Annotated in this window: 24 protein-coding genes and 1 pseudogene; 8 read left to right on the top strand and 17 right to left on the bottom strand. The window is 70.7% G+C overall.

What is annotated here, in order from left to right:
- Positions 1-43: 43 nt before the first annotated feature.
- The 10 genes from QWJ90_RS08645 to QWJ90_RS08690 form a co-directional block, all read right to left on the bottom strand.
- The gene (locus QWJ90_RS08645; RefSeq protein ID WP_290107311.1) at positions 44-2,800 is read right to left on the bottom strand and encodes a glycoside hydrolase family 127 protein; all 2,757 of its coding nucleotides are present in this window, start codon (positions 2,798-2,800) and stop codon (positions 44-46) included.
- A complete protein-coding gene (locus QWJ90_RS08650; protein WP_290107312.1) occupies positions 2,797-4,227 on the bottom strand; it encodes an aminopeptidase P family protein in 1,431 nt (476 codons plus the stop codon). The genes QWJ90_RS08645 and QWJ90_RS08650 overlap by 4 nt, the downstream gene beginning before the upstream one ends.
- On the bottom strand, positions 4,224-5,510 hold the full coding sequence (locus QWJ90_RS08655; protein ID WP_290107313.1) for an alpha/beta fold hydrolase: 1,287 nt from the start codon (positions 5,508-5,510) through the stop codon (positions 4,224-4,226). Before QWJ90_RS08655 ends, QWJ90_RS08650 begins: the two co-directional genes overlap by 4 nt.
- The gene (locus QWJ90_RS08660; RefSeq protein ID WP_290107314.1) at positions 5,507-6,394 is read right to left on the bottom strand and encodes an ATP-binding cassette domain-containing protein; all 888 of its coding nucleotides are present in this window, start codon (positions 6,392-6,394) and stop codon (positions 5,507-5,509) included. Before QWJ90_RS08660 ends, QWJ90_RS08655 begins: the two co-directional genes overlap by 4 nt.
- On the bottom strand, positions 6,391-7,257 hold the full coding sequence (locus tag QWJ90_RS08665; protein ID WP_290107315.1) for an ABC transporter ATP-binding protein: 867 nt from the start codon (positions 7,255-7,257) through the stop codon (positions 6,391-6,393). Before QWJ90_RS08665 ends, QWJ90_RS08660 begins: the two co-directional genes overlap by 4 nt.
- On the bottom strand, positions 7,254-8,252 hold the full coding sequence (locus QWJ90_RS08670; protein ID WP_290107316.1) for an ABC transporter permease: 999 nt from the start codon (positions 8,250-8,252) through the stop codon (positions 7,254-7,256). Before QWJ90_RS08670 ends, QWJ90_RS08665 begins: the two co-directional genes overlap by 4 nt.
- Entirely contained in the window at positions 8,249-9,220 is a 972-nt protein-coding gene (locus QWJ90_RS08675) for an ABC transporter permease (protein ID WP_290107317.1), read from the bottom strand. Before QWJ90_RS08675 ends, QWJ90_RS08670 begins: the two co-directional genes overlap by 4 nt.
- A gap of 1 nt (position 9,221) precedes the next feature.
- Positions 9,222-10,919, bottom strand: a complete 1,698-nt coding sequence (locus tag QWJ90_RS08680) for an ABC transporter substrate-binding protein (protein WP_290107319.1) — start codon at positions 10,917-10,919, stop codon at positions 9,222-9,224.
- Between the two features lie 411 nt (positions 10,920-11,330).
- Positions 11,331-11,939, bottom strand: a complete 609-nt coding sequence (locus QWJ90_RS08685; protein WP_290107320.1) for a TMEM175 family protein — start codon at positions 11,937-11,939, stop codon at positions 11,331-11,333.
- Between the two features lie 44 nt (positions 11,940-11,983).
- Positions 11,984-12,508: an NUDIX hydrolase gene (locus QWJ90_RS08690; RefSeq protein ID WP_290107321.1), complete on the bottom strand. Its 525-nt coding sequence runs from the start codon at positions 12,506-12,508 to the stop codon at positions 11,984-11,986.
- A gap of 132 nt (positions 12,509-12,640) precedes the next feature.
- Between QWJ90_RS08690 and QWJ90_RS08695 the strand changes: the two genes are divergently transcribed.
- From QWJ90_RS08695 to QWJ90_RS08730, 8 genes and pseudogenes are all read left to right on the top strand, one after another.
- The gene (locus tag QWJ90_RS08695; protein WP_290107322.1) at positions 12,641-12,790 is read left to right on the top strand and encodes a hypothetical protein; all 150 of its coding nucleotides are present in this window, start codon (positions 12,641-12,643) and stop codon (positions 12,788-12,790) included.
- 103 nt (positions 12,791-12,893) lie between these two features.
- Entirely contained in the window at positions 12,894-13,064 is a 171-nt protein-coding gene (locus QWJ90_RS08700) for a hypothetical protein (RefSeq protein ID WP_290107323.1), read from the top strand.
- 21 nt (positions 13,065-13,085) lie between these two features.
- Positions 13,086-13,550, top strand: coding sequence for a hypothetical protein (locus tag QWJ90_RS08705; RefSeq protein WP_290107324.1), 465 nt, complete (start codon positions 13,086-13,088; stop codon positions 13,548-13,550).
- 104 nt (positions 13,551-13,654) lie between these two features.
- Positions 13,655-14,449 (top strand): cyclase family protein, encoded by a 795-nt coding sequence (locus QWJ90_RS08710; RefSeq protein ID WP_290107325.1) that lies wholly within the window; start codon positions 13,655-13,657, stop codon positions 14,447-14,449.
- Complete coding sequence (locus tag QWJ90_RS08715) at positions 14,446-16,119, top strand: thiamine pyrophosphate-binding protein (protein WP_290107326.1); 1,674 nt, start codon at positions 14,446-14,448, stop codon at positions 16,117-16,119. The genes QWJ90_RS08710 and QWJ90_RS08715 overlap by 4 nt, the downstream gene beginning before the upstream one ends.
- A 238-nt stretch (positions 16,120-16,357) precedes the next feature.
- Positions 16,358-16,453: pseudogene (locus QWJ90_RS08720) on the top strand (DUF2510 domain-containing protein); the annotation flags it as partial.
- A 51-nt stretch (positions 16,454-16,504) separates the two neighbouring features.
- Positions 16,505-17,341: a G5 domain-containing protein gene (locus tag QWJ90_RS08725; RefSeq protein WP_290107346.1), complete on the top strand. Its 837-nt coding sequence runs from the start codon at positions 16,505-16,507 to the stop codon at positions 17,339-17,341.
- A gap of 127 nt (positions 17,342-17,468) precedes the next feature.
- Positions 17,469-18,905 carry an FAD-dependent monooxygenase gene (locus QWJ90_RS08730; protein WP_290107327.1) on the top strand — a complete coding sequence of 479 codons (1,437 nt, stop codon included), beginning with the start codon at positions 17,469-17,471 and terminating at the stop codon, positions 18,903-18,905.
- On the opposite strand, the gene QWJ90_RS08735 is transcribed toward QWJ90_RS08730, so the two are convergent.
- From QWJ90_RS08735 to QWJ90_RS08765, 7 genes are read right to left on the bottom strand one after another with little or no spacing between them, the layout of a single operon-like run.
- Positions 18,885-19,301 (bottom strand): type II toxin-antitoxin system VapC family toxin, encoded by a 417-nt coding sequence (locus QWJ90_RS08735; RefSeq protein ID WP_290107328.1) that lies wholly within the window; start codon positions 19,299-19,301, stop codon positions 18,885-18,887. The genes QWJ90_RS08730 and QWJ90_RS08735 overlap by 21 nt on opposite strands.
- On the bottom strand, positions 19,298-19,537 hold the full coding sequence (locus tag QWJ90_RS08740) for a FitA-like ribbon-helix-helix domain-containing protein (RefSeq protein WP_290107330.1): 240 nt from the start codon (positions 19,535-19,537) through the stop codon (positions 19,298-19,300). The genes QWJ90_RS08735 and QWJ90_RS08740 overlap by 4 nt, the downstream gene beginning before the upstream one ends.
- 48 nt (positions 19,538-19,585) lie before the next feature.
- Complete coding sequence (locus tag QWJ90_RS08745; RefSeq protein ID WP_290107331.1) at positions 19,586-20,560, bottom strand: class I mannose-6-phosphate isomerase; 975 nt, start codon at positions 20,558-20,560, stop codon at positions 19,586-19,588.
- A complete protein-coding gene (locus QWJ90_RS08750; RefSeq protein WP_290107332.1) occupies positions 20,557-21,741 on the bottom strand; it encodes an ADP-dependent glucokinase/phosphofructokinase in 1,185 nt (394 codons plus the stop codon). The genes QWJ90_RS08745 and QWJ90_RS08750 overlap by 4 nt, the downstream gene beginning before the upstream one ends.
- Positions 21,742-21,767: 26 nt before the next feature.
- The gene (locus QWJ90_RS08755; RefSeq protein WP_290107333.1) at positions 21,768-22,631 is read right to left on the bottom strand and encodes a ketose-bisphosphate aldolase; all 864 of its coding nucleotides are present in this window, start codon (positions 22,629-22,631) and stop codon (positions 21,768-21,770) included.
- A 33-nt stretch (positions 22,632-22,664) separates the two neighbouring features.
- Positions 22,665-23,567: a carbohydrate ABC transporter permease gene (locus QWJ90_RS08760; protein ID WP_290107334.1), complete on the bottom strand. Its 903-nt coding sequence runs from the start codon at positions 23,565-23,567 to the stop codon at positions 22,665-22,667.
- 1 nt (position 23,568) lies between these two features.
- Complete coding sequence (locus QWJ90_RS08765) at positions 23,569-24,498, bottom strand: carbohydrate ABC transporter permease (RefSeq protein ID WP_290107336.1); 930 nt, start codon at positions 24,496-24,498, stop codon at positions 23,569-23,571.
- Positions 24,499-24,689: the final 191 nt, after the last annotated feature.

A 24,689-nucleotide genomic window follows, 5' to 3' on the forward strand; every position in this document is an offset into this window, starting at 1 on the left:
TTGCAATGCTAGTAGGAGCGATGCGTGCTTGTCTATGACGACATCACGCTGTCTCCGCGGATTCGAGGGCGGGAAGCACCAGCTGCTGGCGCGCGCCCTCGTTCCCCGCGCGATCCGTGGCGGAGAACTCGATGATCTGCTCCCGATCGCCGAGCGTGCGGACGAACGCCTCCTGGAACGTCGCCCAGAACGTGCCCTCACCGCCCCACTGGATCCGCTCCACCCCGGAGGTGTCGTCCTGCGCGATGAGGGTGATCTCCACGCTCGCGCCGAGCGAGCGCACCCGCGCCTCGACGGCGGGAGCCGCGGTGTCCACGGCCAGCTCACGCGTGGCGTACCCGGTGAGCCCCGCCGCGCTCGTCGCGCGCGCCGCCACGCGGACGACGCCCTCGGCGTCGACCGGCACGGGGCCGTCGTAGACGCGCCACGGCTCCTCGCCGATCCGCACCTCGACGAGGGGCTCGCCCTGCTCGCCCTCCGATACATCGATGGCCGCGACCGTGACGACCGGCGCCGCCGTGAACCAGCCCGAGCCGCCGGGAGGCGTGCCGGTCTCGATCGTCACGTGCGGGGGGAGCGGGACGTCGTCGAGGCCGCTCGGCAGCGCCCAGACGACATCGCCGGCCTCGCTGCTCTCCCATCGCGCCGCCTCGCCGTCCGCGGCGGTGACGCGCGAACTCCAGCCCGCGCCCGTCCCACCGATGTCGGCGGCACCGGCGGCGGTGAGCACCCGCTCGAGTTCGGCCCGCGTGAGCAGCCCGTCGCGTCGCGCGGCGAGAGCGCTCTCCAGCACCCGGTCGAGGAACTCGTGCCGCGTGCGCGGGAGGGGCTCCGACCAGACGTCGTCGAGAAGCGTCCGCCCGTCCGCGCGCACGCGCGCGGGAACATCCGTCGCGGTGCCGGCGAAGGCGATCTCGGCCGCTCGCGCGCGCACGTACACGTGGTAGCGCGCATCGGAACCGGTCCAGACGGGCTCGAAGCGCATTCCCGAGATCGCGACGTGGCCATCCGTCTGCAGTCGCGCGCCCGCGTCTGCGGCGGCACTGCTCTCGAAGGCGTGGTCGTCGAGGAGGGTGCCGTCGAGCCGGCGCAGGCCGTCGAGCGGCAGCTCGCGCGTGGTCGTCGCGTCGTCACGGGCGACGAGCACGCTCGGCCCGAGGTGCACGCTGCGGAGGGCCGGGTCGTCGATGGCGCCCTCCGCCTGCAGGGTCATCGGCACGTCGATCTCGACGACCTCGCCGCGGCTCCACCGACGGGCGATGGCGACGTACGCTCCCGGCTCACCGGCGCGCACCTCGTCGCCCACACGCAGCGTGGCGGGGCCGGACGCCCAGGCGGGGATGCGCACGTGGAGCGTGAGCTCGACGGCATCCGCCTCCGGCTCGACGCGCAGCGCCGTGCGCCCGCTCCAGGGATGGCCGCTGTCGAGGACGACGTCGACGGCCTGTTCCCCCCACGAGAGACGGGCCGGCACGAGGAGGTTGACCCACAGCTCAGGACCGCCGTCGGCCGCGCGGAAGAAGACCGTGTCCTGGTGCTTCACATGGTTCTCCAGGCCCGTCCCGCCGCAGCACGTGCCGACGTTGTCGAACTCGGGCAGCGCGCCGGGGTCGACCGGGAACATGTAGGCGACCTCGGGGCTCGTCGTGGAGCGGACTGCCCGCCGCGACGCCAGCACGTGGTTGAGCGACGCGCGCTCGTAGTAGGCCATGTACCGCGGATCCTCGGTGTGCTGGAAGAGCAGCCGCGCGATCTTCAGGAGGTTGTACGTCGCGCAGGTCTCGGCGTTCCGGCGTCCGATGTGCCCCGCAACCGTCTGCGGCGGTCCCCAGAGCTCGCTCTCGCCGGTGCCGCCATGAGCGAAGATGCGTCCGGGGACGATCTGCTCCCACAGGCCGATCACGGCGTCGAGGTATCGGCGCTCGCCGGTGACCTCGTACTCGCGGACGTATCCGATGAGCTGCGGCAGGTGCTGGTTGGCGTGCATCCCGGTGAGGATGTCGGTGCCCGCAGCTCCCGCGTCGATGAGCCGGTCCATGTCGAACAGCCGCGCGGTGTCGAGGAACTCCGGGATGCCGGCGACGCGGCTGAGCCGCGCGAGCGTCTCGTTCATCCCGCCGTACTCGCCCGCGATGTACAGCGACCACATCCGCTGGATGCGGTCGTGGTCGAGTCGGCCGAGCCGCTGGGCGACCCAGCGTCCCATGGCGACGACGATCTCCAGCGCGCGCTCGCTGCCGACGAGCTCGTACGCGTCGAGCAGCCCGGCCATGATCTTGTGGCACGTGTAGTACGGAGCCCAGATCTCGCCGTACGGGGCGAAGTGCTCCAGTCGCGCGAACTGCCACTCGCCGTAGGCGGCGAGGAAGCCGGGGTGGGAGAAGCGGCCGGTCGCGGCGAGCGCCTCCTGCACCTCGCCGAGCCCGTCGACCATCTCGTCGACCTTCGCGCGCAGCGCCTCGTCGCGCTCGCTCGCAGCGGCCAGCGCCAGCATCGACAGGAAGTGGCCGGCGTAGTGCCCCCGCAGCAGGTTCGCGGTCTGCGCGCGGTCCTTCCCCGGGTAGTCGTCCTCGCCCCAGGCCTCCTCGTTCGGATGGCCGAAGCCCTCCCAGGCCCCGGGCGGCTCGGCCCCGAAGGTGTCGAGGCCCGCATTCGCGCGGAACACCGCGAGCAGGCGGTCGACCGGGTACGCGCGTGCGAGCTCGAGCATGGCGTCGCGCGCACGGAGGTAGACGCTGCCCTCGCCGAGGGCGACGTCGCCGAGCGGGAACGGCTCGAGGCGCGGCGCGGCACCCGTCACCGTGGGGCCATCCGCTCGCCGACCCAGCGCTCGATGCCGGCGGCGTCGATGGGGAGGGCGTCGGAGAGGACCTCGGAACCGGTCTCGGTGACGAGGATGTCGTCCTCCAGGCGCACGCCGATGCCCCGCAGCTCCGGCGGCAGGGTGAGGTCGTGCGCGTGGAAGTAGAGCCCCGGCTCCACCGTCATGACGACGCCCGGCGCGAGGTCGGCGCCCATGTAGTCCTCGTAGTGCGCCTGACTGCAGTCGTGAACGTCGAGCCCGAGGTGGTGGCCGATGCCGCACGCGAGGTACCGGCGGTGCTGCTGGCCCTGCGGTGACAGCGCCTCGTCGACGGAGACCGGCAGCAGACCCCAGTCGTGGAGGCCCGTCGCGATGACCTCCATCGCCGCGAAGTGGAAGTCGAGGTAGGGCGTACCGGGCCGGATCTGGGCGAGGCCGGCGCGATGGGCCTTCTCCACGAGGTCGTGCACCTCTCGCTGCGTGGCATCGAACGTGCCGTCTGCGGGGAAGGTGCGGGTCACGTCGGCGGTGTAGAGCGAGCGCGCCTCGACGCCCATGTCGAGCAGGAGGAGCGCGTCGTCGTGCACCGGCCCGTCGCAGCGCACCCAGTGCAGGATCGGCGCGTGCGCTCCCGAGCCGACGATGGTGGAGTAGCCCGGTCCGTTGCCGAGGGTGCGGGCGTGACGGTCGAACGTGCCCTGCAGCCAGCGCTCGCCGAGGCCCTCGGCGATCGCGCGCGGGATCTCCGCGACCGTCGCGCCGAAGCCGCTGACGGTGGCGTCGATGGCCTCGCGCAGCTGCCCGATCTCCCACGCGTCCTTGACCATCCGCAGGTTCGACAGCGTGCGCTCGAGCTCGTCCGAGGCCTCCGCCCCGGGGACGACGGCGACGGCGGAGCGCGCGACCAGGGCGCCGTCGAGGCGAGAGGTCGCGGTGCCGAGCTCCGCGAGCGGGCGCACCTCGATGCCGAGGGCATCCGCCCACTCGGGAAGCCCCGCCGACGGCCCGACCCAGAGCTCGCCGTGCAGGGCGTTCGAGAAGAATCCGGCGTCGCCCGGTCGGAAGGGCGGCGGCATGTAGAGCACGGCGTCGTGCCCGCCGTCGCGGGCCCACATCACGAGCACGGCGTCCTCGACCTGGCAGGAGGTGAGCCACACGAAGCTGCTGTCGGCGCGGAAGCCGTAGGCCGCGTCGTCGTTGCGGATGGGCGCGGTGCCGGCGGCGACGACGAGGCTCTGCCCCGGGAGCGCGGCGCTCAGGCGATCGCGGTGGGCGGCGCTCGCGGCGGCCGCGCCGACGGGGAGGTCGGGACGGGTCTGGACGTCGGCCCATCCGCCGCCGATCCACTGCGTGAAGGCGGGGATGTCCGCCAGGCGCGGGTAGCGCGTTCCCGCGTACGGCGGGCGCGAGGTCGTCTCGGTCATGCTGTCTCTCCTCCGCGGTCGCGGACGATCTCCCGCAGGCGCGTGAAGGTGCGCCCCGAGCCGATGCCGTCGTGTTCGTATTCGTTGGTGACCCACCAGCCGGCGTTGCCGAGCCGGCCGAGGGTGTCGAGCTGCAGCCCCGCGTCGACGTACATGTCGTCGAAGTACACGGCGGCGGCGACCGGAACCTCGTTCGCCGCGAGCCGATCGAGGTCGTAGAGGGGGCTCCAGTCTGTGCGTGCCGCGAGCTCGTGCACCGCCGGCGCGAATCCGCGCAGCACGCGGATCTCGTCGAACATCCACGGGAAGGCCATCTCGCCCGTGAAGAGCAGCGGGCGCCGGTCCTCGTCGAAGGCCGGGCGGCGGTCGCGCTCCGCCTGCGCGGCCCAGCCGGTGGCGCCGCTGTCGGGGTCGCCGTACAGGGTCTCCTGCAGCGTCCAGAACAGCGGGTTGCCCGCCGTCGAGCTGAGCGTCAGGACGTCCTGCAGGAACGCCTCGGAGAACCGGCCGGGGCGCACGAACGCCTTCTCGATGAGCCAGTGCAGGCGCTCGTGTCCGGGCTTCATGCCCATGTCGATGCCGAGGGCCTGGAAGCGGCGGATGGTGAGGACGTCGCCGTCGGGCAGCAGCACGTCGCCCGCGGCGAGCGCGTCGGCGATCTCCGCCACGCGCTCGACGTCGTCGGGATAGCGCCGGTACAGCTCGGCGGTCTTCGTCGCGACGCGGTCGAACGTGCGCCGGTAGACCTCGCTCGCTCGCGGCGGCGTGCCGGGCACGCCCCCGCAGACGTAGCTCGCCGCCAGGCCCTCGGGCGCGAAGGACAGATACGTCAGGGTGATCCAGCCGCCGTAGCTCTGCGCGAGCGCCGCCCAGCGCCGACCGCCGTAGAGGGCGTGGCGCACGTGCTCGAGGTCGCGCACGATCGAGTCCGCGCGGAAGTGGGCGAGGAAGTCCGCGCCGGCACGGCCATCCCCTCGCTCGGCGACGACACGCGCGTCGAGCGGCGTCGATCCGCCGGTGCCGCGCTGGTCGACGAGGACGACGCGGTAGGTGTCGAGCGCCTCCGCGATCCAGCCGTCGCGCGCGACAGGGCGCGGGTTCGCGCCGCCCGGCCCGCCCTGCAGGTAGGTCAGCAGGGGCGTCTCCGGGCGATCGCGCTCGGGGTCGACGAGCTCGCGGACGAGCAGCTCGATGCTCTCGCCGCCCGGCTCCGCCCAGTCGAGCGGCACGGTCACGCGCTGCTCGCGCACGCGCATCCCGCGCAGCATGTAGGTCGTCGTCATCGTGCCCCCTCCGCGGCGTGCAGGCTCTCCTCGCGTCGCCGCTCCGCCTCGCGGCGCCGACGGTCCCACTCGGGGTTGATCCGCGGCACCGCGGAGAGCAGCGTGCGCGTGTACTCGTGCTGGGGCGCTTCGAAGATCTCGTCGCGCTCGCCGGTCTCGACGATCCGCCCCTGACTCATCACGGCGACGCGCGTGGCGATCTGCCGGACGACGGCGAGGTCGTGCGCGATGAACAGGTAGCCGAACCCCTCGTCGGCCTGCAGGTCGCGCAGCAGGTTGATGACCTGCGCCTGCACCGACACGTCGAGCGCCGAGACCGCCTCGTCGCAGATGACGAGCTTCGGGCCGACGGCCAGCGCCCGGGCGATGCCGATGCGCTGCGCCTGACCGCCGGAGAACTGCGAGGGGAGGCGGTCGGAGAAGTCGGGGTTCAGCCCGACGCGCTCCATGAGGGAGCGGGTGAACGCGCGGGCCCCGCCGGGGATCTTCCGTCCCTGGTAGACGAGGGGCGCCGTCACGAGGCGCTCGACGGAGTGCCGGGGGTTCAGCGACGAGAACGGGTCCTGGAAGATGACCTGCACCTTCCCGCGGAAGTCGTGGAGCGCCCGCCCGCTGAGCGCCGTGACGTCCTGCCCCTCGAACTCGACGGTGCCGGCGTCGACGTCCATGAGGCGCGCGACGAGGCGGGCGGTCGTCGACTTGCCGGACCCCGACTCCCCCACGAGCGCCATCGTCTCGCCGCGGCGGATCTCGAGCGAGACCTCGTCGACGGCGCGGAACGTCTTCTTCTTGCCGAGCACCGATGCCCGCCCGGTCGCGAAGTCCTTCACGAGCCCCGTGGCACGGCACAGCGGAGTGTCGGTCGACATCGGAGCGGCGCTCATCGGGTTCCTCCTGTCGCGGTCGGGATGGCCGTGGTCCGCAGCGTCCCGATCTCGTCGTCGATGCGCGGCACGGCATCCAGCAGCCGGCGCGTGTAGTCGGCCTGCGGATCGCTGAAGACCTGCTCGGTCGTCCCCTGCTCGACCACCGCGCCCTCGCGCATGACGACGATGTCGTCGGTGACCTCGCTCACGACAGCGAGGTCGTGCGTGATGAGGATGAGGCTCGCGCCGGTGTCCTGCCGGATCTCCGAGAGGAGGTCGAGGATCTGAGCCTGCACCGTGACGTCGAGCGCGGTGGTCGGCTCGTCGGCGATGATGAGGTCGGGCTCCATGCTCAACGCCATGGCGATCATGATGCGCTGGCGCATGCCTCCCGAGAACTGGTGCGGGTAGTGGTCGATGCGCTGGGCGGCATCGCGGATGTGCACGCGCTCGAGCGCCTCGATGGCGACACGTCGCGCTTCGCGCCGGGACACGCCGCTGCGGTGGGAGAGGTACGCCTCGACGATCTGCGTGCCGACCTTGTAGTACGGGTTGAGCGACGACAGCGGGTCCTGGAAGATCATCGCGATCCGGTCGCCCCGCACGCCGCGCATCTCCCGCTCCGGAAGCGCGGTGAGCTCCCGGCCGTCGAACGAGATGCGGCCGGTGGCGCTGCCGCCCTTCGGCAGCAGGCCCATGACGGCGAGGCTCGTCATCGACTTGCCCGATCCCGATTCGCCCACGATGCCGAGGGCGCCGCCGCGCGGCACCGAGAAGCTCAGGTTCTTCACGACGTCCGCGCGGCCCTTGGCTGTGGCGAATGAGACGGTGAGGTCGTCGACCGTGAGAAGCGCGCCCTGGTTCGTGGTCGGGCCGTTCATGCCTTCGCTCCTGTCCGGACGCGCGGGTCGATCGCGGAGTAGAGCAGATCGACGACGAGGTTGCCGATGATCACGAAGAACGCCGACAGCAGCGTGACCGCCATGATGACGGGCTGGTCGTTGCTCGAGATCGAGTCGGCGGTGAGCTTTCCCACGCCGTTGAGACCGAAGACCGTCTCGGTGATGACCGCGCCGCCGAGGAGGCCGGCGAGGTCCATCCCGAAGATCGTCACGATCGGGGTGAGCGCGGGGCGCAGCGCGTGGCGGCGCCAGACGAGGCTCGGCGCCAGGCCCTTCGCCCGCGCGGTGCGCACGAAGTTCTCCTGCATCGTCTCGATGACGTTGGCGCGCGTGAGGCGCGTGTAGACCGCGGCGTATCCGATCGCGAGCACGATCCACGGCATGAGGAAGTTGAGGAACCAGCGGCCCGGGTCCTGGCTGAACGGCACCGCCTGCGGGAACGGCAGCCAGCCGAGCGCGACGACGAGGACGAACTGCAGCGCCAGCGCGAGGACGTAGTTCGGCACCGACATCGAGCCGAGGGTGAGTCCGGCGAAGAAGCGGTCGAGGAAGCGCCCCTCCTTCACCGCGCTCAGCACGCCCGAGGTCACACCGCCGAGCACCCACAGCACCGCGGCGCCGATGGCGATCGTCGCGGAGATCGGCAGCCGCTGCACGATCATGTCGCCGACGAGCTGGCTGGTCTGGAAGGAGTAGCCCAGGCACGGCGCGGAGCAGGCGACGTCGGCGCCGGCGATGACGAAGGTGCGGCCGGCGAAGAGCCCGCCGACGTAGGTGAAGAACTGCGTCCAGAACGGCTCGTCGAGGCCGAGGCTCGTGCGGATCTGGTCGATGCGATCGGGTGTGCAGTTCTTGCCGCAGATCTGCACGGCCGGATCCGGCGACAGCACGAAGAAGATGACGTAGGTGAACAGCGTCACCAGGAACAGCACCAGGGCCATCCCGAGCAGACGCGAGATGATCAGACGGGTCACGCGCGCACCTCTCCGCTGCCGACGATGACGCGCACCCGGTCGCCGAGCGTCGTGAACGACAGCACGAGCAGGAACAGGAAGACGCCCGGGATGATGAAGTACATCGGGTCGACCGCGTACCAGGGGGCGGCCGCCGCGATCATCTGACCCCAGCTCGGGGTGGGCGGCACAACGCCGACGCCGAGGAACGACAGCCCCGCCTCGGTGCCGACATAGCCGGGGACGGCCAGGGTCGCCATCACGATGATGGTCGACTGCAGGTTCGGGAGGATCTCCCGGAAGATGATCTGCGCGTGGCTCGCGCCGGAGGCCTTCGCCGACTCGACGAACTCGCGCTCCTTGAGCGAGAGCGTCTGCGACCGGACGATGCGCGCGAGGTACGGCCATCCGAACAGCGAGATGACGAGCACGAGCAGCAGCACCCGGTTGTCGGCGGGCAGGGCCGACAGGATGGCGATCATGAAGATGAGGGCGGGGAACGCCATCAGGAACTCCATGACGCGCGAGATGACGGTGTCGACGAAGCCGCCGAAGTAGCCGGCGAGGAGTCCGAACACCACACCGAGCAGGGTGGTGAGGGCGGTGGCGCTCAGGGCGACGGTCAGCGAGACGCGGGCGCCGTAGACGATGCGCGCGAAGATGTCCCGGCCGCTGCCGGGCTCCACGCCGAACCAGTGCTGCGCGCTGATTCCGCCCAGGGGGCCGAGGGGGATGGCGCCCATGTTCGGGTCGATCGCCGACTGGTCGAACGCGTACGGCCCCCATCCGCTGACCGCGACGATGAGCGGGGCGAGGATGGCCGCGAGGACCATGAGGACGATGTAGCCGGTGGACAGCACGGCGGGCACATCGGTGGCGAAGGCGCGGAGCAGGCGACGGCCCGGGGCCGTCGGCGACTCCTCGCGCATGTGCGCGGGGTCGCCGACGGCCGGGGTCTCAGCCTCGATTCCGGTCGAGGTGACGGTCATCTCAGCCCTTCGAGGGGTCCTTCAGCCCGACGATCGTCAGATCCGTCATGTTGGTGCTGGGGTAGTACCCGGTGATGTTCTCGCCGGGGAGGAAGATGCCCTTCTCGAGCACGAGCGGCGCGATCGGCGAGAGCTCCATGATCTGCTCGTCGAGCTCACCCCACGCGGTCGCAGCCTCCTGCGGGTCCTCCATCGCGCGGATCTCGTCGATGCGCTGGTTGACCTCCGGGTCGTTCAGCTGCGCGAGGTTCTGGTTGCCGCGGTCGACGATGTTGCGCCCGTCGAAGAGCGGCGGGATGAACGTGCTCGCGCTCGAGGCCCAGTCCGGGCACCATCCGGTGATGGCCGCCTCGTTCTGCTGCGCCGGGGTGGCGATCGTCTCGTAGTAGATCGAGGTGTCGATGACGTTGAGGTTGACCGTCACGCCGATCTTCTCGAGCGACTGCTGGATGGCCTCGGCCTGCGCCTGCGCGGTGGGCTGGTTGCGGATGTCGAGCGTGAACTCGAAGCCGTCTTCGAGGCCCGCTTCGGCGAGCAGCTCCTGCGCCTTCTCGGGGTCGCCGGCGTTGCCCTCGCTCGGGTACAGGTCGAACTCCTGGTGGCCGGTGACGGCCGGCGGGATGATCGTGGTCGCGATATCGGCGAGCTGGTTGCCGCCAGACGCGTTCTGCACCGTGGCACGGTCGATCGCCCAGTTCACGGCCTGGCGCACCTTGACGTCGTCGAAGGGCTCCTTCGTGGTGTTCATCGACATGTAGGTCGTGCAGTACGCGTCTGCCGAGATGGTGCGCTCCTGCAGCTCGGGCGTCTGCAGACGCGGGAGCGACGAGCCGCTGATCTTGGAGGCGATCGCGTTGGCGTCGGTGCCCTGGCCGGCGATCATGCGCTCGTCGATGGTGGCGGGGTCGATGCCGATCTCGAACTCCCACTCGTCGGGGTAGGCCTCGCGGACGTCGTCGGTGTCCGGGTCCCAGTTCTCGTTGCGCACGAGGTGGATGGAGCTGCCCGGCGTGTAGCTGTCGAGCGTGTAGGGGCCCGAGGCGATGACGTCGTTGATGAACTCGTCGCCCGCGCCGGTGCCCTCGGGGAACGGGACGGCGTTGGCCTGGGCGAGGACGTTGTCGAACTCGGGGAACGGCGCCTTGAGGTGGAAGACGATCGTCTTCTCGTCGGGCGTCTCGATCGTCGGGAGGTCGCCCGAGAGGTACGGGCCCTGGTAGTCGTCGGGAGCGTCGATGACCATCTTGAGGTACGGCGAGCCGATGCCGATGTCGGGGTCCCAGGCGCGCGAGATGCCGAACTTCACCTCGGCGGAGGTGATCGGGTCGCCGTTGTCGAACTTCAGCCCGTCCTTCAGCGTGTAGGTCCACGTCAGGCCGTCTTCCGAGGCCTCGCCGAGCCCGGTGGCCATGTCGGGGACGATCGCGTTCGGGTCCTCCGCATCGCCCGCCGCCTGCATCGTCAGCCCGCGGTACAGCAGGCGGTAGAACGCGTTGACGCCGCCGTCCCAGCCGCGAGCCGGGTCGAGGTACGAGAAGTCCGCGTTCTGCAGCATGTGCACGGTGCCACCGGACTGCGGCCCGGTGGTCTCCTGGTTCGCGGCCGACTCTTCGCCGCCGCCACCTCCGGCGCAGCCCGTCAGAAGCAGCGCGCCCGCGACACCCAGCGCGAGCGCCGCCTTCCTCATGTTCGTAGTCACAGCGTCGGTCCTACCTTCCTTGTGCCCCATCGCATGATCGGGACACTAGCAGCGAGCAATACGAGAGTGCAATGTACAACTGCACTCTTTCTACCGCTTCGCGTCGCGTCAGGAGGGCGGGGAAACGAGAACGTCACGCCGGATGACGCAGATGTAACGTGCGCGCAACAGAATCGCCCGCGGGCGCCGGGGCGGTGGGCGGCGTGCGGTGGCTCCGCGAGCCAGCGTCATCGCTCCCGCACCGCTCGGTCGCTCACCCGCACCGCGTCATCGCTCCGAGACCGCGTGCCCCGCGCGCAGTGCCGGAGCGACCGCGCACGGCGCGAGCGACGACGCGGTTTCGGTCCGGCGCGGCGACCGGCGACCGGCGCGCGGCGACCCGCGTCCGGCGCGGCGACGCCGCGTCCGAGTTCAGCCCTCGCGCGGACGGATGAGCCGCAGCAGCGGGCCCTCGAGCAGCAGGAGCAGCAGCCAGAACGCCCCGACGGTCGGAAAGAGCACCGCGAGCACGAGGGCGAGCGCCATGAGGAGGGCCCCGAGCCAGCGGTCCCAGAAGCCCACCACCCGCATGGCGACGAGTCCGGAGCGCTCGAGCAGCAGCGCCTGCACCCGCACGAGGAGGCTGCTGAGGAGGATCGTGCCGATGTACACCCCGAGCGCGAGCGGATCATCCGCTTCGCCGAGCACGTCGAGCGCGGTGGCGACGGGCAGGAACACGATGGTGGCGAGCCAGAGCAGCTCCAACCGGATGACCGCCGGCGTGTACCCGCTCGCGCGGGCGAAGAGCCGGTGGTGCGCATGCCAGATCACCGCGACGACGACGAAGCTCAGCGCCGCCGTGAGGAGTGACAGGGCGTTCGCGGCGAAGAAGCGCGCCGCGCTCTCGGCCTCGATCGCCTGCTCGACCATGGGCAGGACGATGAGCGTGATCGCGATCGCCACCACCGCGTCGCCGAACGTGACGAGCCGCTCCAGCGCGGTCACATCACCGCGCCCCTGCTCCTGGTCGCGGGGCCTCATGCCGCCAGGGTAGGGGCAGTGCCGGGCCCGGGCCAGCGCCGGGACTACATCGACGAGCGCTCAGGGCGGGCGGTTGATTCAGGACTCTCGAAGCCTGGGAGCCAGCGCTCCACGAGATCGGCAAGGTCGTCCGGGTAGACCGTCGCGGCCGTCGCCCGCAGCTCGCTGAGCGACCACCACCTCATGCCGCGCTGCGTCCGGGTCTCGTGGCTCAGCCATCCGGCGCGGTCGGGCTCGAACGGGGCGACGCGCACGATGAAGAACGCCTGCCGCTGTCGGATGGTCTCCTGCTCGAACACGAACTCCACCGCGTCCTCGTGGATGATCGGGCCCAGCTGCTCGCGCGTGAGCGTTAGTCCGGTCTCCTCCCGCGTCTCGCGGATGGCCGCCTCGATCGCCGTCTCGCCCCGGTCGAGCCCGCCGCCGATGGTGAACCAGTACCAGCCGTGCGCCGGTCGGGCAGGGTCGTGCCCCTCGATCAGCAGCACGCGGTCCTCGTCGTCGAGGAGGACGACGCGTGCGGCCTCCCGCTCGCGGATGGCCTCGGCCTCGCTGGTCTCGCCGCACACGCTCTCCAGCGTAGAAGGGGCGCTCTCCGCCCGTTCACTGAGCTGCCACTTGCGGGCGACGTCCGTGGGCGACGATCAGAGGTCGCTGTCAAGGCCCGTGACCGCAACCGCTTGCTCCGGTCGGATGAAGACATGAGCGATCAGGATCACAGCGACAGCCTTCCTCAGCCACGGCACACGGACGAGAACGCCGCGGAGCTCCTGCCCGACCTCGAGGCCGACGAAGCCGGAGAGCAGCCGTCGCCCGACGACTTCGGCGACGCCGCGAACGGACACGCCTGAGTCCGCACCGCAACGGCACGGTGCGGAAAGGCCGATCGGCAGGGCAGGCGGCGGCCCTGTCAAGGGCCGTGACGGCACGCGCCGTCCGCGATCGGATGGGGGCATGAGCCACAACGACAAGGACGACCACAGCAAGTCCCTCACGAGCCACGACGGTCAGCCGAGTGATCAGGAGGAGGCGTCGAACGGCGCCGACGAGGCGTCGGCCGAGTCCGTCGACGACAGCCAGGCGCACCTCGACGGGCTCGGCATCGCTCCCGACGATCCGGCCTGAGCCATCCGCGATGATCGTGGGGTGACGAACCGACGGCGCCGCGCCGGCATGACCCCGCTGAATGGCCAGGGCCTCGCCCTCGGGGATGCCCGCGGAACCCACGTGCTGCTGCGCCCGGACCGCCTCAGCTACGTGAAGGATGGCCGCGAGAGCGAGTCCGCGGCGTGGAGCGAGGTGCGCAGCATCGAGCTGGACGTTCCGACGACCGGGTGGCCGGTGCCCGCCCTCGGGGATGTGGTGATGCCGCTGCTCTCCGGCGTCTTCGTCAGCATCATCGATCCGCCCGAGGTGCGCCCCTTCTACGTCACCGTGCGGGTGCCGGGCGTCGAGCACGACTGGGAGGTCGGCTCGCATCACGTCGTCGGCTACAGCCGGCGCACCGCGGACGTCATGAAGCGCACGGTCGAGTACCTCCGCCGCACCGCCGCCGCACGAGCGATGCTCCGCGAGCCCGCGCGGCTTCTCGAGCGCCTGCCTGCGAGCTGACCGCGCCAACCCCGGGCCCGGTTTCCCCTCCTCCGCGAGGATGCGCTTCACTGGACGCAGCACTGCTGCATCGCCGCGCCGACGCGGCCCGGAAGGAGCATCCCTTGTCTCTGCTCGACTCGCTGACGTCCGCTCTCGCGGGCGGCGCCATCCGCTTCATCGACCTCACGAACCCGCTGTCGTCCGAGACGCCGACCCTGCGCCTGCCGGAGCCGTTCGCGAACCTCGTCGACTTCCAGCTCGAGCAGGTGAGCGCGTACGACGAGCCGGGCCCGTTCTGGAAGCATCACAACCTCACCACGGGCGAGCACATCGGCACGCACATCGACGCTCCCGTGCACTGGATCTCCGGTCGCGAGGGGCATGACGTGTCGCAGATCCCGCCCGCTCGGCTCATCGGGCCGGCCGTCGTGATCGACAAGCGCGCCGAGGTCGAGCGCGACCCGGACTACCTCCTCGACGTCGCCGACATCGAGGCGTGGGAGGCCGAGCACGGCCGGCTGCCCGAGAACGGATGGCTGCTGTTCCGCACCGGATGGGATCGGTACGCCGATTCGCAGGAGGCGTTCCTGAACGCCGACGACACCGGCTCGCACACGCCGGGTATCACCGCGCGCGCCGCCGAGTGGCTGGCGACCGAGCGCCCGATCTCGGGTTTCGGCGTCGAGACCGTCGGGATCGACGCGGGTCGCGGCGCGGAGCTCGACCCGCCCTTCCCCGCGCACTACCACCTGCTCGGCAACGACAAGTACGGCGTCACGTCGCTGCAGAATCTCGCCGAGCTGCCGCCGACCGGCGCGGTGCTCATCGTCTCGCCCCTGCCGATCGTCGGCGGCACCGGCAGCCCCGCCCGCGTCTGGGCGCTCGTGGAGGACGCGGCCGCCGCGGACGCCCGGTGACCGCCAGCGACGTCACGGTCGCCGAGCTCGTCGGGCGCACGCTCGGCCGGCTCGGCGTCGGCCGCGTGTTCGGCGTCGTGGGGAGCGGCAACTTCCACGTCACGAACGCCCTGCGCGACGCCGGCGTTCCGTTCACGGCGATGCGCCACGAGATGGCCGCCGCGACCGCCGCCGACGCCTTCGCGCGGATGTCGTCGACCGTCGCCGCCGTGAGCGTGCACCAGGGGTGCGGGCTGACGAACGCGACGACCGGCATCGCCGAGGCGGCGAAGAGCCGCACGCCGCTCCTCGTGCTGGCGGCCGAGTCGGGCACCGGCGACGTCACGAACAACTTCGCGATGGACCAGGATGGCCTCGCCCGCAGCGTGGGAGCGGTCGCCGAGCGCATCTACTCGCCCGAGACGGCGCTGCGGGATGTCGTCCGCGCGTTCCGGACGGCCCGTGACGAGCGGCGCACGGTCGTTCTCAGCCTGCCGATCGACATCCAGGCACGGCAGGTGCCGGCGGAGCTGCTCGAGGCGCCGCTGCACGCCGACGCTCCCCTGCCCGTGGCACCCGATGCCGCCGCGGTGTCGGCGCTCGCCGATCTCGTCGAGCAGTCGGAGCGCCCCGTGATCCTCGCCGGGCGCGGCGGGCGCACCGCCGGCCCCGAGCTGCGCGAGCTCGGTCACGAAGCGGGCGCGCTTCTCGCCGTCGGCGCGGTCGCGAAGGGCCTCTTCGCGGGTGACCCGTTCGACCTCGGCATCTCCGGCGGATTCTCCTCGCCCCTCACGGCAGAGCTGCTGCGAAACGCCGACCTCGTGATCGCGTTCGGCTCCGCGCTCAACAACTGGACCACGCGTCGCGGAACCCTCATCGGGCCATCCGCCGCCCTCGTGCAGGTGGACGTCGAGCCCGCCGCGCTCGGGGCCATCCGCCCGATCACCCTCGGGGTGCTGGGCGATGCCGCGGCGACCGCCCGCGCCCTCACCGCCGAGCTTCGTGCCCGCGGCACCGCCCGCCGCGGCTATCGCACCGGTTATCGCACCCAGGACGTAGCCGCGCGGATCGCGACCGAGTCGCGGTGGCGCGACGTCCCGATCGACGATCTGTCGACATCCACTCGCATCGACCCCCGCGTGCTCACCGCGCGGCTCGACGACCTTCTGCCGCGCGAGCGGATCGTGTCGATCGACTCGGGCAACTTCATGGGGTACCCGAGCCAGTACCTCGAGGTGCCCGACGAGTTCGGGTTCTGCATGACGCAGGCGTTCCAGTCGATCGGGCTCGGCCTCTCGACCGCGATCGGCGCCGCGCTCGCCCGCCCCGACCGGATGCCCGTGCTCGGCACCGGCGACGGCGGCCTGCTGATGGCGATGAGCGAGTTCGAGACCGCCTGCCGGCTCACGCTGCCGCTCGTCGTCATCGTCTACAACGATGCCGCGTACGGTGCGGAGGTGCACCATTTCGGGGCGAAGGCGGACCTCGCGACGGTCGAGTTTCCCGACACGGACTTCGCCGCGATCGCCCGCGGGTACGGGGCGGCGGGCGTGACGGTGCGGACCCTCGACGACCTCGACGCGGTCGCCGAGTGGGTCGCGTCGAAGCCATCGGCGCCGCTCGTCATCGACGCGAAGATCGTCTCGGATGGCGGGTCCTGGTGGCTGCAGGAGGCCTTCGCCGTGCACTGAGGCGGCTGCCCACGCATGGCCTCAAAGCGCATACGGCCTGAATCCGGACGCCTCGTCGCGCGCCGACGCGCGAGGGCGAAGCGCCCCACTTAACCCGACCCATCACCCTGGCATTTTGACGCGCCGGCGCTGGTGCAGGCACGCTTAGCTGTGCCCGGGGGCCGGGCTGCGTTCAGCGATGGCGTCTTGCACTCCTGACTAGGGCGCTTCAGCTCGAATGTGAACATGGGAAATCCCGATGAGTAATACGCCGTCGCCCGGGTGGTACCAGGATCCTTCTACCCAGAACGCGTTGCGATGGTGGGATGGCCAGCAGTGGACCTCGCACCTGTCATCCCCTCCTGAAGAGCTGGCAAGCAAGAAGTCGTCACGACGACGAATCTGGTTGTGGGTCGCACTCTTCACCGTGGCGCTGATCCCGATGCTGCTCCTTGCACCCGTCATCGCGCCGATCGCACTCGTGGTGCTCGTGACCGCGATCATCGGCTGGAGCCGAGGCTCGCGAACGTGGCTGCGCCTACGATCGAAGCGGGCCGCGATCACCGTTACGGCCGCAGCAGCAGCGGTGCTGCTCGTGACGGGAAGCGCGACCGCTCTCATCGGTGGCGGCGATAGCCCCACTGAGGCTTCCGCCTCAAGCTCGACTTCCGACCGCCAGGCGCGCGTTGCCGCGCCCGAGCCCACTCCCTCCTCAACTCCGTCCGCGACTCCCACTCCGACACCGACGCCCACTCCCACGGCACGGGAGGAGGTGGTCGTCGAGGCCATCGCCTTCGCCTCGACGACGGTCGACGACTCCCAGCTCCCGAGCGGAGAGCGCCACGTCACGACGGAGGGACGTGCCGGAGAGCGCACCCTGACATACCTGATCACGGAGCTCGACGGCGCGGAGATCAGCCGCGAGCTCGTCTCCGACGTCGTCACGGTCGAGCCGGTGGCCGAGGTCGTCGCCGTCGGCACCTATGTGGCCCCGCCGCCGGAGCCCGAGCCCGCACCCGCCCCACCGGCAGCACCCGAACCCGCGCCCGCTCCAGAGGCGGCGCAGCCTTCGAACGGGTGCGACCCGAACTACGCCGATGCGTGCGTCCCGATCGCCAGCGACGTCGATTGTGCCGGAGGGAGCGGCAACGGCCCTGCGTATTTCGACGGCGTGGCTCGTGTGGTCGGCACCGACATCTACGACCTCGATCGGGATGGAGACGGCTTCGCCTGCGAGCCCTAGGTAGACGCGGCCACTCGCGGAAGCGCCAGCGCCCCCTGCCACCTTCAGGCTATCCCCGCCCCCGGGGCTTGCCGCAAGGCCCCCGATACGGAGCAGAATGAGCCGCCGTGAGCGGAAGGGGCTCCTCATGTACGACCTGATCATCATCGGCGGCGGGCCGACGGGCATGATGCTGGCGAGCGAACTGCGCCTGCACGACGTGAGCGTGCTCGTCCTCGAACGAGACGCGGAGCCCACCCGCCTCGTCCGCTCCCTCGGGCTCCACGCACGCAGCATCGAGATCCTCGACATGCGCGGTCTCCTCGGGCGCTTCCTCGAACACGGCACCGCCTACCCCGGCGTCGGACGCTTCGCCGGCATCGACAAGTCCCAGCCCGAGCACCTCGACACCGCACACGGCTACATCCTCGGCATCCCGCAGCCCGTCACCGACCGGCTCCTCACCGAGCGCGCCGCGGAACTCGGCGCCGAGATCCGTCGCGGCGCCGAAGTCGCCGCCTTCTCGCAGGACGAGGATGGCGTCACCGTCGAACTCGCGGATGGCACGAGCCTGCGTTCCCGATGGATGGTCGGCTGCGACGGCGGCCGCAGCTTCGTCCGCCGCACGCTCGGCATCGGCTTCCCGGGCGACCCGGCCACGACGGAATGGCTGCTCGGCGAGATGGACGTCACGACGCCCGCGGATGAGGTGGCCGCGATCTCTGACGAGGTCCGGAAGACGCAGCGCGGCTTCGGCATCGGTCCGACCCCGGATGGCCACTTCCGCGCCGTCGTGCCCGCCGCTGCGGTCTCCGACTACCGCTCGGCCGCGCCCGACTTCGAGGAGTTCCGCGCGCGCTTGCGCGCGGTCGCCGGCACCGACTTCGGCACCCACTCCCCCATCTCGCTCACCCGGTTCACCGACGCGACCCGTCTCGCGGACCAGTACCGCGTCGGTCGCGTGTTCCTCGCCGGAGACGCCGCCCACGTGCACCCGCCGCTCGGCGGGCAGGGCCTGAACCTCGGCATGCAGGACGCGTTCAACCTCGGCTGGAAGCTCGCCGCTGACATCCGCGGATGGGCCGCGCCCGACCTGCTCGATACGTACTTCACCGAGCGGCATCCGGTCGCCGCCGACGTCCTCACGATCACCCGTGCGCAGAGCGTGCTCATCGACCCCGCGCCCGGACCGCAGGCGGTCCGCCGCCTATTCGCCGAGCTCATGGACTTCGACGACGTCAACCGGTTCCTCGCCGAGCGGATCGCGTCCATCGGCATCCGCTACGACCTCGGCTCCGACCATTCGCTCGTCGGGCGCCGGCTGCGCGACCTCCCGTCGACAACGGGGCGACTGTACGAGCGGATGCGCGCGGGGCGGTGGCTGCTGCTCGATCAGACGGGGCGGCTATCCATCGACGGATGGTCCGAGCGGGTCGACCGGATCACCGACGTCGGTGAGGAGCTGGATGCGCCGGCCGTGCTCCTGCGGCCCGATGGCCACATCGCGTGGGTCGGAGAGGAACAGAACGCGCTCGACGCGGCCCTGCACAGGTGGACGGCGGACTCACTCCCAGGGGTTGAGTAGCTCGACACCCGCCTCGACGAAGTCTTTCGTGTTGCGCGTCGCGCAGACCGCGCCCTTCGCGCGGCAGATGGCGGCGATCTGCGCATCGGCGGTCGAGGTGGGGAGACCGGCTTGACGACGCAGCTCGAGCACCTCGGCGTACTGCTCCGCGGCTCGGTCGTCGAAGGGCAGCACCGCGTCCGTCTGCCGGTACGGGAGCATCGCCTCGTGGATCGCGACCTGGAGCGCGGCCTTCCGCCTGCCGTCCGGCAACGCGCGCACGCCGGCGAGAAGCTCGGCGAGGGTGATCGAAGTGATTGCGACGTCATCCGCGACGGTCGACAACCAGGAGATGACGCGAGAGTCCGGTGACGCCCTGAAAAGCTCCGAGACGACGTTGGTGTCGAGAACGATCATTCGAAGTCCGCCGCTCGCGCGACATCCTCGCGGGCCGGAATGGGCAGATCGTCGAATCCGCCGACACTCTGAGCTGCCTGCAGAAGCGCGAGACCGACGTTTGGCACGTGCGAACGCGTGCCGGCTTCGATCAGCTCGCGCGCCTCCGCCTCCATCGAGCGGCCGTGCCTCTTCGCCTGAAGAGCCAGCAGCTTCTTCGTGCCCTCATCGAGGTTCCGGATGACGATCGATGCCATGACGCCACCTCCTCCTTCGAGAAATGATAGCGCGGACGATATCACCCGTCACGCCGCCGGCGGCCGCGCGACGAGCACCTCCCCCTCGCCGTCGAGGCTGATGGGCCCGTGGCTCGCCGGCACGAGGTGCGTACTCCCGGCTGCGACCGGCGCCCCGTCGAGCGTCACCGATCCGCGCGCGACGACGAGGATGGCGTAGCCCGCGTCGACGACGGATGGCCCAGCCACCGGCACCCGCTCCAGCCGGAAGTACGCGTCCGCCGCAGGTGGGAACACCGACCCCTGCGACGGCGCCGTCTGCACGAGCAACGCCAGCTCCTCCGTCGACCGCGCCCGCCGGTTCACCGCCTCCAGAGCGACGTCGAACCCGAGCCCGAGGTGGCCGTCCTTCGCGCCGTCGAGCTGGAAGCCCTCCCACTCCAGCAGGATCGACAGGTCCCCCGGCTGCTGCAGCTCGAGCAGGAAGACGCCCACGCCGATCGCGTGCAGCTCCCCCGGCGGCACCCAGACGACATCGCCCGGCTCCACCTGCACCTCGTGCAACAGGCCGAGGAGCGCGTCGACATCCTGCGCCTCCACCAGCGCCGCAAGCTCCGCCGCGGAGACATCGCGCCGCAGACCCACGTGCACCGACCCGCCCTGCAGGATGTACCAGGCCTCGGCCTTGCCGTGCGCGTGCCCGAGGTGCTCCGCGGCGAACGCATCGTGCGGGTGGGCATGCACCGGCAGCCGCTGCCCGGCGTCGAGCAGCTTCACGAGCAGGCGCGCGTCATCGCCCCAGCGGCGCACGTGGTCCGCGCCGAGCCAGAACTTCGGGTCGGCCGCGATCGCGTCGCGCACCAGCGGCCCGTCCGGCAGCCGCGACAGCCCCAGCTCGCCCTCGCCGAAGATCGTCGTCACCGAACCCACCCAGTCCTCCGGCTCGCGCTCCGGTGCAACGGACTCTTCCCGAAAGGAAGCGATCCGCTCACCCCCGCGATAGAACCGCTCGGGCGGACGGTTCGACGGCAGCTCGACGATCACGCGACTGCCTCCTCTCGTGAGGCGCACGCCGCGACGAAGCCGCCGACGAAGGTGTCGCCGAGCCCGATCGTCGTGGGCGACGCGACGTCGATGTCGAACGCCGCGACGCCGGTGAACTCCGGGAGGGAGGCCACGACTCGAGCTCCCCCCGCATGCCGCGGCAAGGCCCCGGTCTCGTCAAGGTCCGCGGGCGTGAAGCGGTCGCCGAGGCGGAAGCGCGTGGCGGCCATCCGCACCGCGCTCTCGAGCGCGGCCTCGTGCCGGTGGGCCTCCGGGCCGACGGCCAGCGCCCAGTACCGCGTGTGCACCGCGAGCGCCGGCGCGGGGATGAGCCGGTGGATGTCCCGCAGTGCGGCTGAGACATCGGCCACGTCGAGCAGGTTCACCGGGCGCCCGAGGTACTCCTGCAGCTCGTCCTCGTTCATCCCGTACACGTCGATCCGCGGCAGCAGGCGGGCCCGGATGGTCTCGGAGAACTCCCGACGGTAGAAGCCCGCGTCCTCGTAGTAGACGAGCGCGTCATCCGGTAGCCAGCGCATCGCCGCGAGCAGCGGGTCCAGCCGACTCGACAGCAGAGATGCGTCCTGCATGGTGTTGAAGCCGGAGACGAGGAAGACGTCCGCGTCGGCGAGCTCCCTCCCGAGGTCCGCGGCGAGCGCCATCTCCCGGTTGGGCGCGTCGTTGGCGAAGATGAGCCGGTTCGGCGCCGGTGCGATCACCTCCGCGTCGACGAGCTGCACGCGGGCTCCGGCGGGGTACTGCACGATGAGGTGGGGGTCGAGCGAGTCCTCGGTAGCCGAGCAGACGTAGCGAATCGACGACGGCAGCAGGCGCCGCACGTTGTCGTCGATGCTCACGAGGTGCTGCACGCTGGGGATGCCGAGCTGATCGAGGGCGAGCCCCGCGCGCACCCCGGTCCCGCCGAGCGTCACGGCCTTCTCGAACCGGTCCGCGAACCGCTCGAGGATCTCCGATGACGTCACGAACCGCTCCCCGCCCCCGCCCGCGGCGACGAAGGCGAGGATCGTGACGACGAGGGACCGCTCATCCGTGATCGGCGCCGACGTCGTCAGCTCACCCCGGCGGATGGCGAACTCGCGCGCCAGCGCGTCGAGCGTCGCCGCCTCCCACCGCACCTCGTAGTCGACGGTGCCGCCGAGCCCCAGAACGAGCGATCCCATGCCCGACCCCCTCCCTCGTCGCGATCTCAGTACAGCGAGGCCTTGCCGGCGGCTCCGAAGAGGTCGATCTTCTCCGCGGCGGTCACCTTCATCGCCTCGAGCGGCTCCGGCTGGATGGCGTTCGGCTCGCGCAGGCGCTCGTCGGTGCCGAGGATTTCGCGCATGCGGTTGTGGTACGAGACCTTGATGTCGCTGGAGATGTTGATCTTGTTCACGCCGAGCGACACCGCCCGGGCGAGCTCGGCATCCGGGTTCGACGAGCCGCCGTGCAGCACGAGCGGGATGCCGACGGCCGCCTTGATCTCCTCGAGCAGGTCGTGGCGCAGCTCGGGGTTCTTGTTCGCCGGGTACAGGCCGTGCGAGGTGCCGATCGCGATGGCGAGGCTGTCGACGCCGGTCTCCTCCACGAAGCGCACGGCGTCCGCGGTGTTCGTGTAGATGATCTCCGCCGCGCCCGACTCGCCGTAGCTGTCGTTCGCGCCGATCGTGCCGAGCTCGCCCTCCACCTGCACGCCGGCGGCGTGCGCGGCCTCGACGACCTTGCGGGTGAGCGCGACGTTCTCCTCGAACGGCTGCAGCGACGCGTCGATCATCACCGAGGTGAACCCGGCCTGGATGGCCATGATCATCTGCTCGTAGGTGCCGCCGTGGTCCCAGTGGATGGCCACGGGCACGTGCGAGCGGTGCGCGCGGGCGTGCATCGCGGGGATGAGGTCGGTGGTGATGTGGGCGACCTCGTCGGGGTGGATGGCGATGATGACCGGAGCGGCCTTCTCCTCGCTGATGTCCATGATCCCCTTGAACATCGCCCAGTCGCTGATGTTGAACGCCGGGATGGCGAAGTTGTTCTCGTTGGCGACGTCGAGGATGGACTTGCCGGTGTACAGCACTGTGGTTCTCCTTTGATGGATGGTCGAGGTCGGTCAGCTCTTCACCGAGCCGGCCGTGAGGCCGCTGATGAAGTAGCGCTGCAGCACGAGGAAGAGGATGAGCACGGGGATCGAGCCGAGGATGCTCATCGCCATGATCTGGTTCCACTCGTAGGAGTGCTGGCCCATGAGCAGCTGGATGCCGATGGGCACCGTGCGCATGTCGTTGGTGCGCGTGAGGGTGAGGGCGAAGAGGTACTCGTTCCACGCGATCATGAACGTGTAGATCCCCACGGAGACGATGCCGGGCACGGAGATCGGCACGAGGATCCGCCAGAGGGCCGTCATCGACCCGGCGCCATCCATCCGCACCGCCTCGTCGAGCTCGCGCGGCAGGGTGTTGAAGTACCCGGTCATCATGATGATCGCGTAGGGCAGCGTGAACACCATGTAGGTGAGGATGAGCCCGGGGTAGGTGTTGTAGAGCTTCAGCGCCACGACGAGGCCGAAGTACGGGATCAGCAGGGTGATGGGCGGCACCGCCTGCACGCTGATGATCACGACGTTCAGCACCCGCTTGCCGCGGAACTCGAAGCGGCTGAACGCGTACGCGGCCTGGATGGCCACGAGGAGCGTCAGCAGCGTCACGGTGCCGGCGACGACGTAGCTGTTGAGGAAGAAGCGGACGGTCTCGGGCGTCGTGAGGATGGTGATGTACGCGTCGAACGAGAACGAGTCGGTGACGAGCCGGGGCGGCAGCTCGAAGATCTCGGTGTTCGACTTGAACGAGCTCGAGAGCATCCACAGCACGGGTCCGGCGGCGAAGATCGCGCCGAGGACGAGCCCGATGATGACGCCGATGCGGGCCATCCGGGTGCGGGTCGCGCGGGTGGTGTGGCCCGCGCGGGTGCTGCGAGAACGGGTGGTGCTGCGGGTGGTGACGGCCGCGGTCGCCATGTCAGTCCCTCGCCTTCTGGTGTCGGACGTAGAGCACCGCGAGCACCATCGACATCAGCAGCACGAGGACGGCGGAGGTCGCGGCGACGGCGAAGTCGTACTGGGCGAATGCGAGCTTGTAGGTGAAGGTGCTGAGCACCTCGGTGACGTCGATCGGGCCGCCGCCGGTGGTCATCCAGATGAGGGCGAACTGCTGCGACGTCCAGATGAAGTCGAGCAGCAGGAGGCTGACGATGATGGGCCGCAGCTGCGGGATGGTCACGTTCCAGAACCGCTGCACGCCGTTGGCGCCGTCGACCGTCGCGGCCTCGTTGAGCTCGCCCGGGATGCCCTGGAGGCCGGCGAGCAGGCTGACCATGAAGAACGGGTAGCCGGCCCAGATGTTGATGAAGGTGACCGTGCCGAGCGCGAGCTGCGGCGAGGCGAGCCACTCCACGTCGGTGGTGAGGAGGAAGTTGATGATGCCATTGGGGGCCAGGAGCATCCGCCACAGCACCGCGATGACGGCGGCGGTGAAGAGCCACGGCAGCACGTAGAGGGCCCGGAAGATGGCTCGCGGCACGACGCCGATGAGCGTGCTGTTCAGCAGCATCGCGAAGGTGAGCCCGATGACGAGGTGCGCGGCGACGCTCACGCCCGTGAAGTAGAGGGTGTTGCCTGTCGCCTTCCAGAAGCCGGGGTCGGAGAGCACCTCGACGTAGTTGGCGAGGCCGACGAAGCCGGACGAGGCGCCCATGACGGCGCGGTCCTGGAAGGAGTACCCGATCACCATGACGATCGGGACGATCATCAGGACGAGGAGCAGGAGAAGCGTCGGGGCGAGGAAGCCGTAGGACTCCCCGGCCTTCCGCAGCTGGCGGCGCCTCCGCGAGAGCGGAGCTCCGGTGACGATCGCCTCCGTGTCGGGAGCGATGAGGGTGTGCGAACTCATGGTGCGTCGACCTCCGTGGGGGTGGGGGGGGGGGGCGGGGGGGGGCCGCCCCGGCCGGGAGTTGGGGGGTGTGCACATTAAGCTCTGGCGACACCCCCAGACACACCGGCCCGGAGGCCGGCGGGGGGGGACGAAGCCCCCCCAACCAGCGGCGCGCGCCCGCCGGGCGGTGCGCGCGCGCCGGCCGGCGG

Source organism: Microbacterium oryzae (genome assembly GCF_030406385.1).
In the GTDB taxonomy this organism is placed as follows: Bacteria; Actinomycetota; Actinomycetes; order Actinomycetales; family Microbacteriaceae; genus Microbacterium; species Microbacterium oryzae_A.

Bases quoted from the DNA above. Each gene is read 5' to 3' on its own strand.
- QWJ90_RS08750 (WP_290107332.1), bottom strand. From the start codon at position 21,741: ATGGGATCGCTCGTTCTGGGGCTCGGCGGCACCGTCGACTACGAGGTG.
- QWJ90_RS08650 (WP_290107312.1), bottom strand. From the start codon at position 4,227: ATGACCGAGACGACCTCGCGCCCGCCGTACGCGGGAACGCGCTACCCG.
- QWJ90_RS08735 (WP_290107328.1), bottom strand. From the start codon at position 19,301: ATGATCGTTCTCGACACCAACGTCGTCTCGGAGCTTTTCAGGGCGTCA.
- QWJ90_RS08765 (WP_290107336.1), bottom strand. From the start codon at position 24,498: ATGAGTTCGCACACCCTCATCGCTCCCGACACGGAGGCGATCGTCACC.
- QWJ90_RS08760 (WP_290107334.1), bottom strand. From the start codon at position 23,567: ATGGCGACCGCGGCCGTCACCACCCGCAGCACCACCCGTTCTCGCAGC.
- QWJ90_RS08700 (WP_290107323.1), top strand. From the start codon at position 12,894: ATGAGCCACAACGACAAGGACGACCACAGCAAGTCCCTCACGAGCCAC.
- QWJ90_RS08740 (WP_290107330.1), bottom strand. From the start codon at position 19,537: ATGGCATCGATCGTCATCCGGAACCTCGATGAGGGCACGAAGAAGCTG.
- QWJ90_RS08730 (WP_290107327.1), top strand. From the start codon at position 17,469: ATGTACGACCTGATCATCATCGGCGGCGGGCCGACGGGCATGATGCTG.
- QWJ90_RS08675 (WP_290107317.1), bottom strand. From the start codon at position 9,220: ATGACCGTCACCTCGACCGGAATCGAGGCTGAGACCCCGGCCGTCGGC.
- QWJ90_RS08685 (WP_290107320.1), bottom strand. From the start codon at position 11,939: ATGAGGCCCCGCGACCAGGAGCAGGGGCGCGGTGATGTGACCGCGCTG.
- QWJ90_RS08695 (WP_290107322.1), top strand. From the start codon at position 12,641: ATGAGCGATCAGGATCACAGCGACAGCCTTCCTCAGCCACGGCACACG.
- QWJ90_RS08665 (WP_290107315.1), bottom strand. From the start codon at position 7,257: ATGAACGGCCCGACCACGAACCAGGGCGCGCTTCTCACGGTCGACGAC.
- QWJ90_RS08660 (WP_290107314.1), bottom strand. From the start codon at position 6,394: ATGAGCGCCGCTCCGATGTCGACCGACACTCCGCTGTGCCGTGCCACG.
- QWJ90_RS08655 (WP_290107313.1), bottom strand. From the start codon at position 5,510: ATGACGACGACCTACATGCTGCGCGGGATGCGCGTGCGCGAGCAGCGC.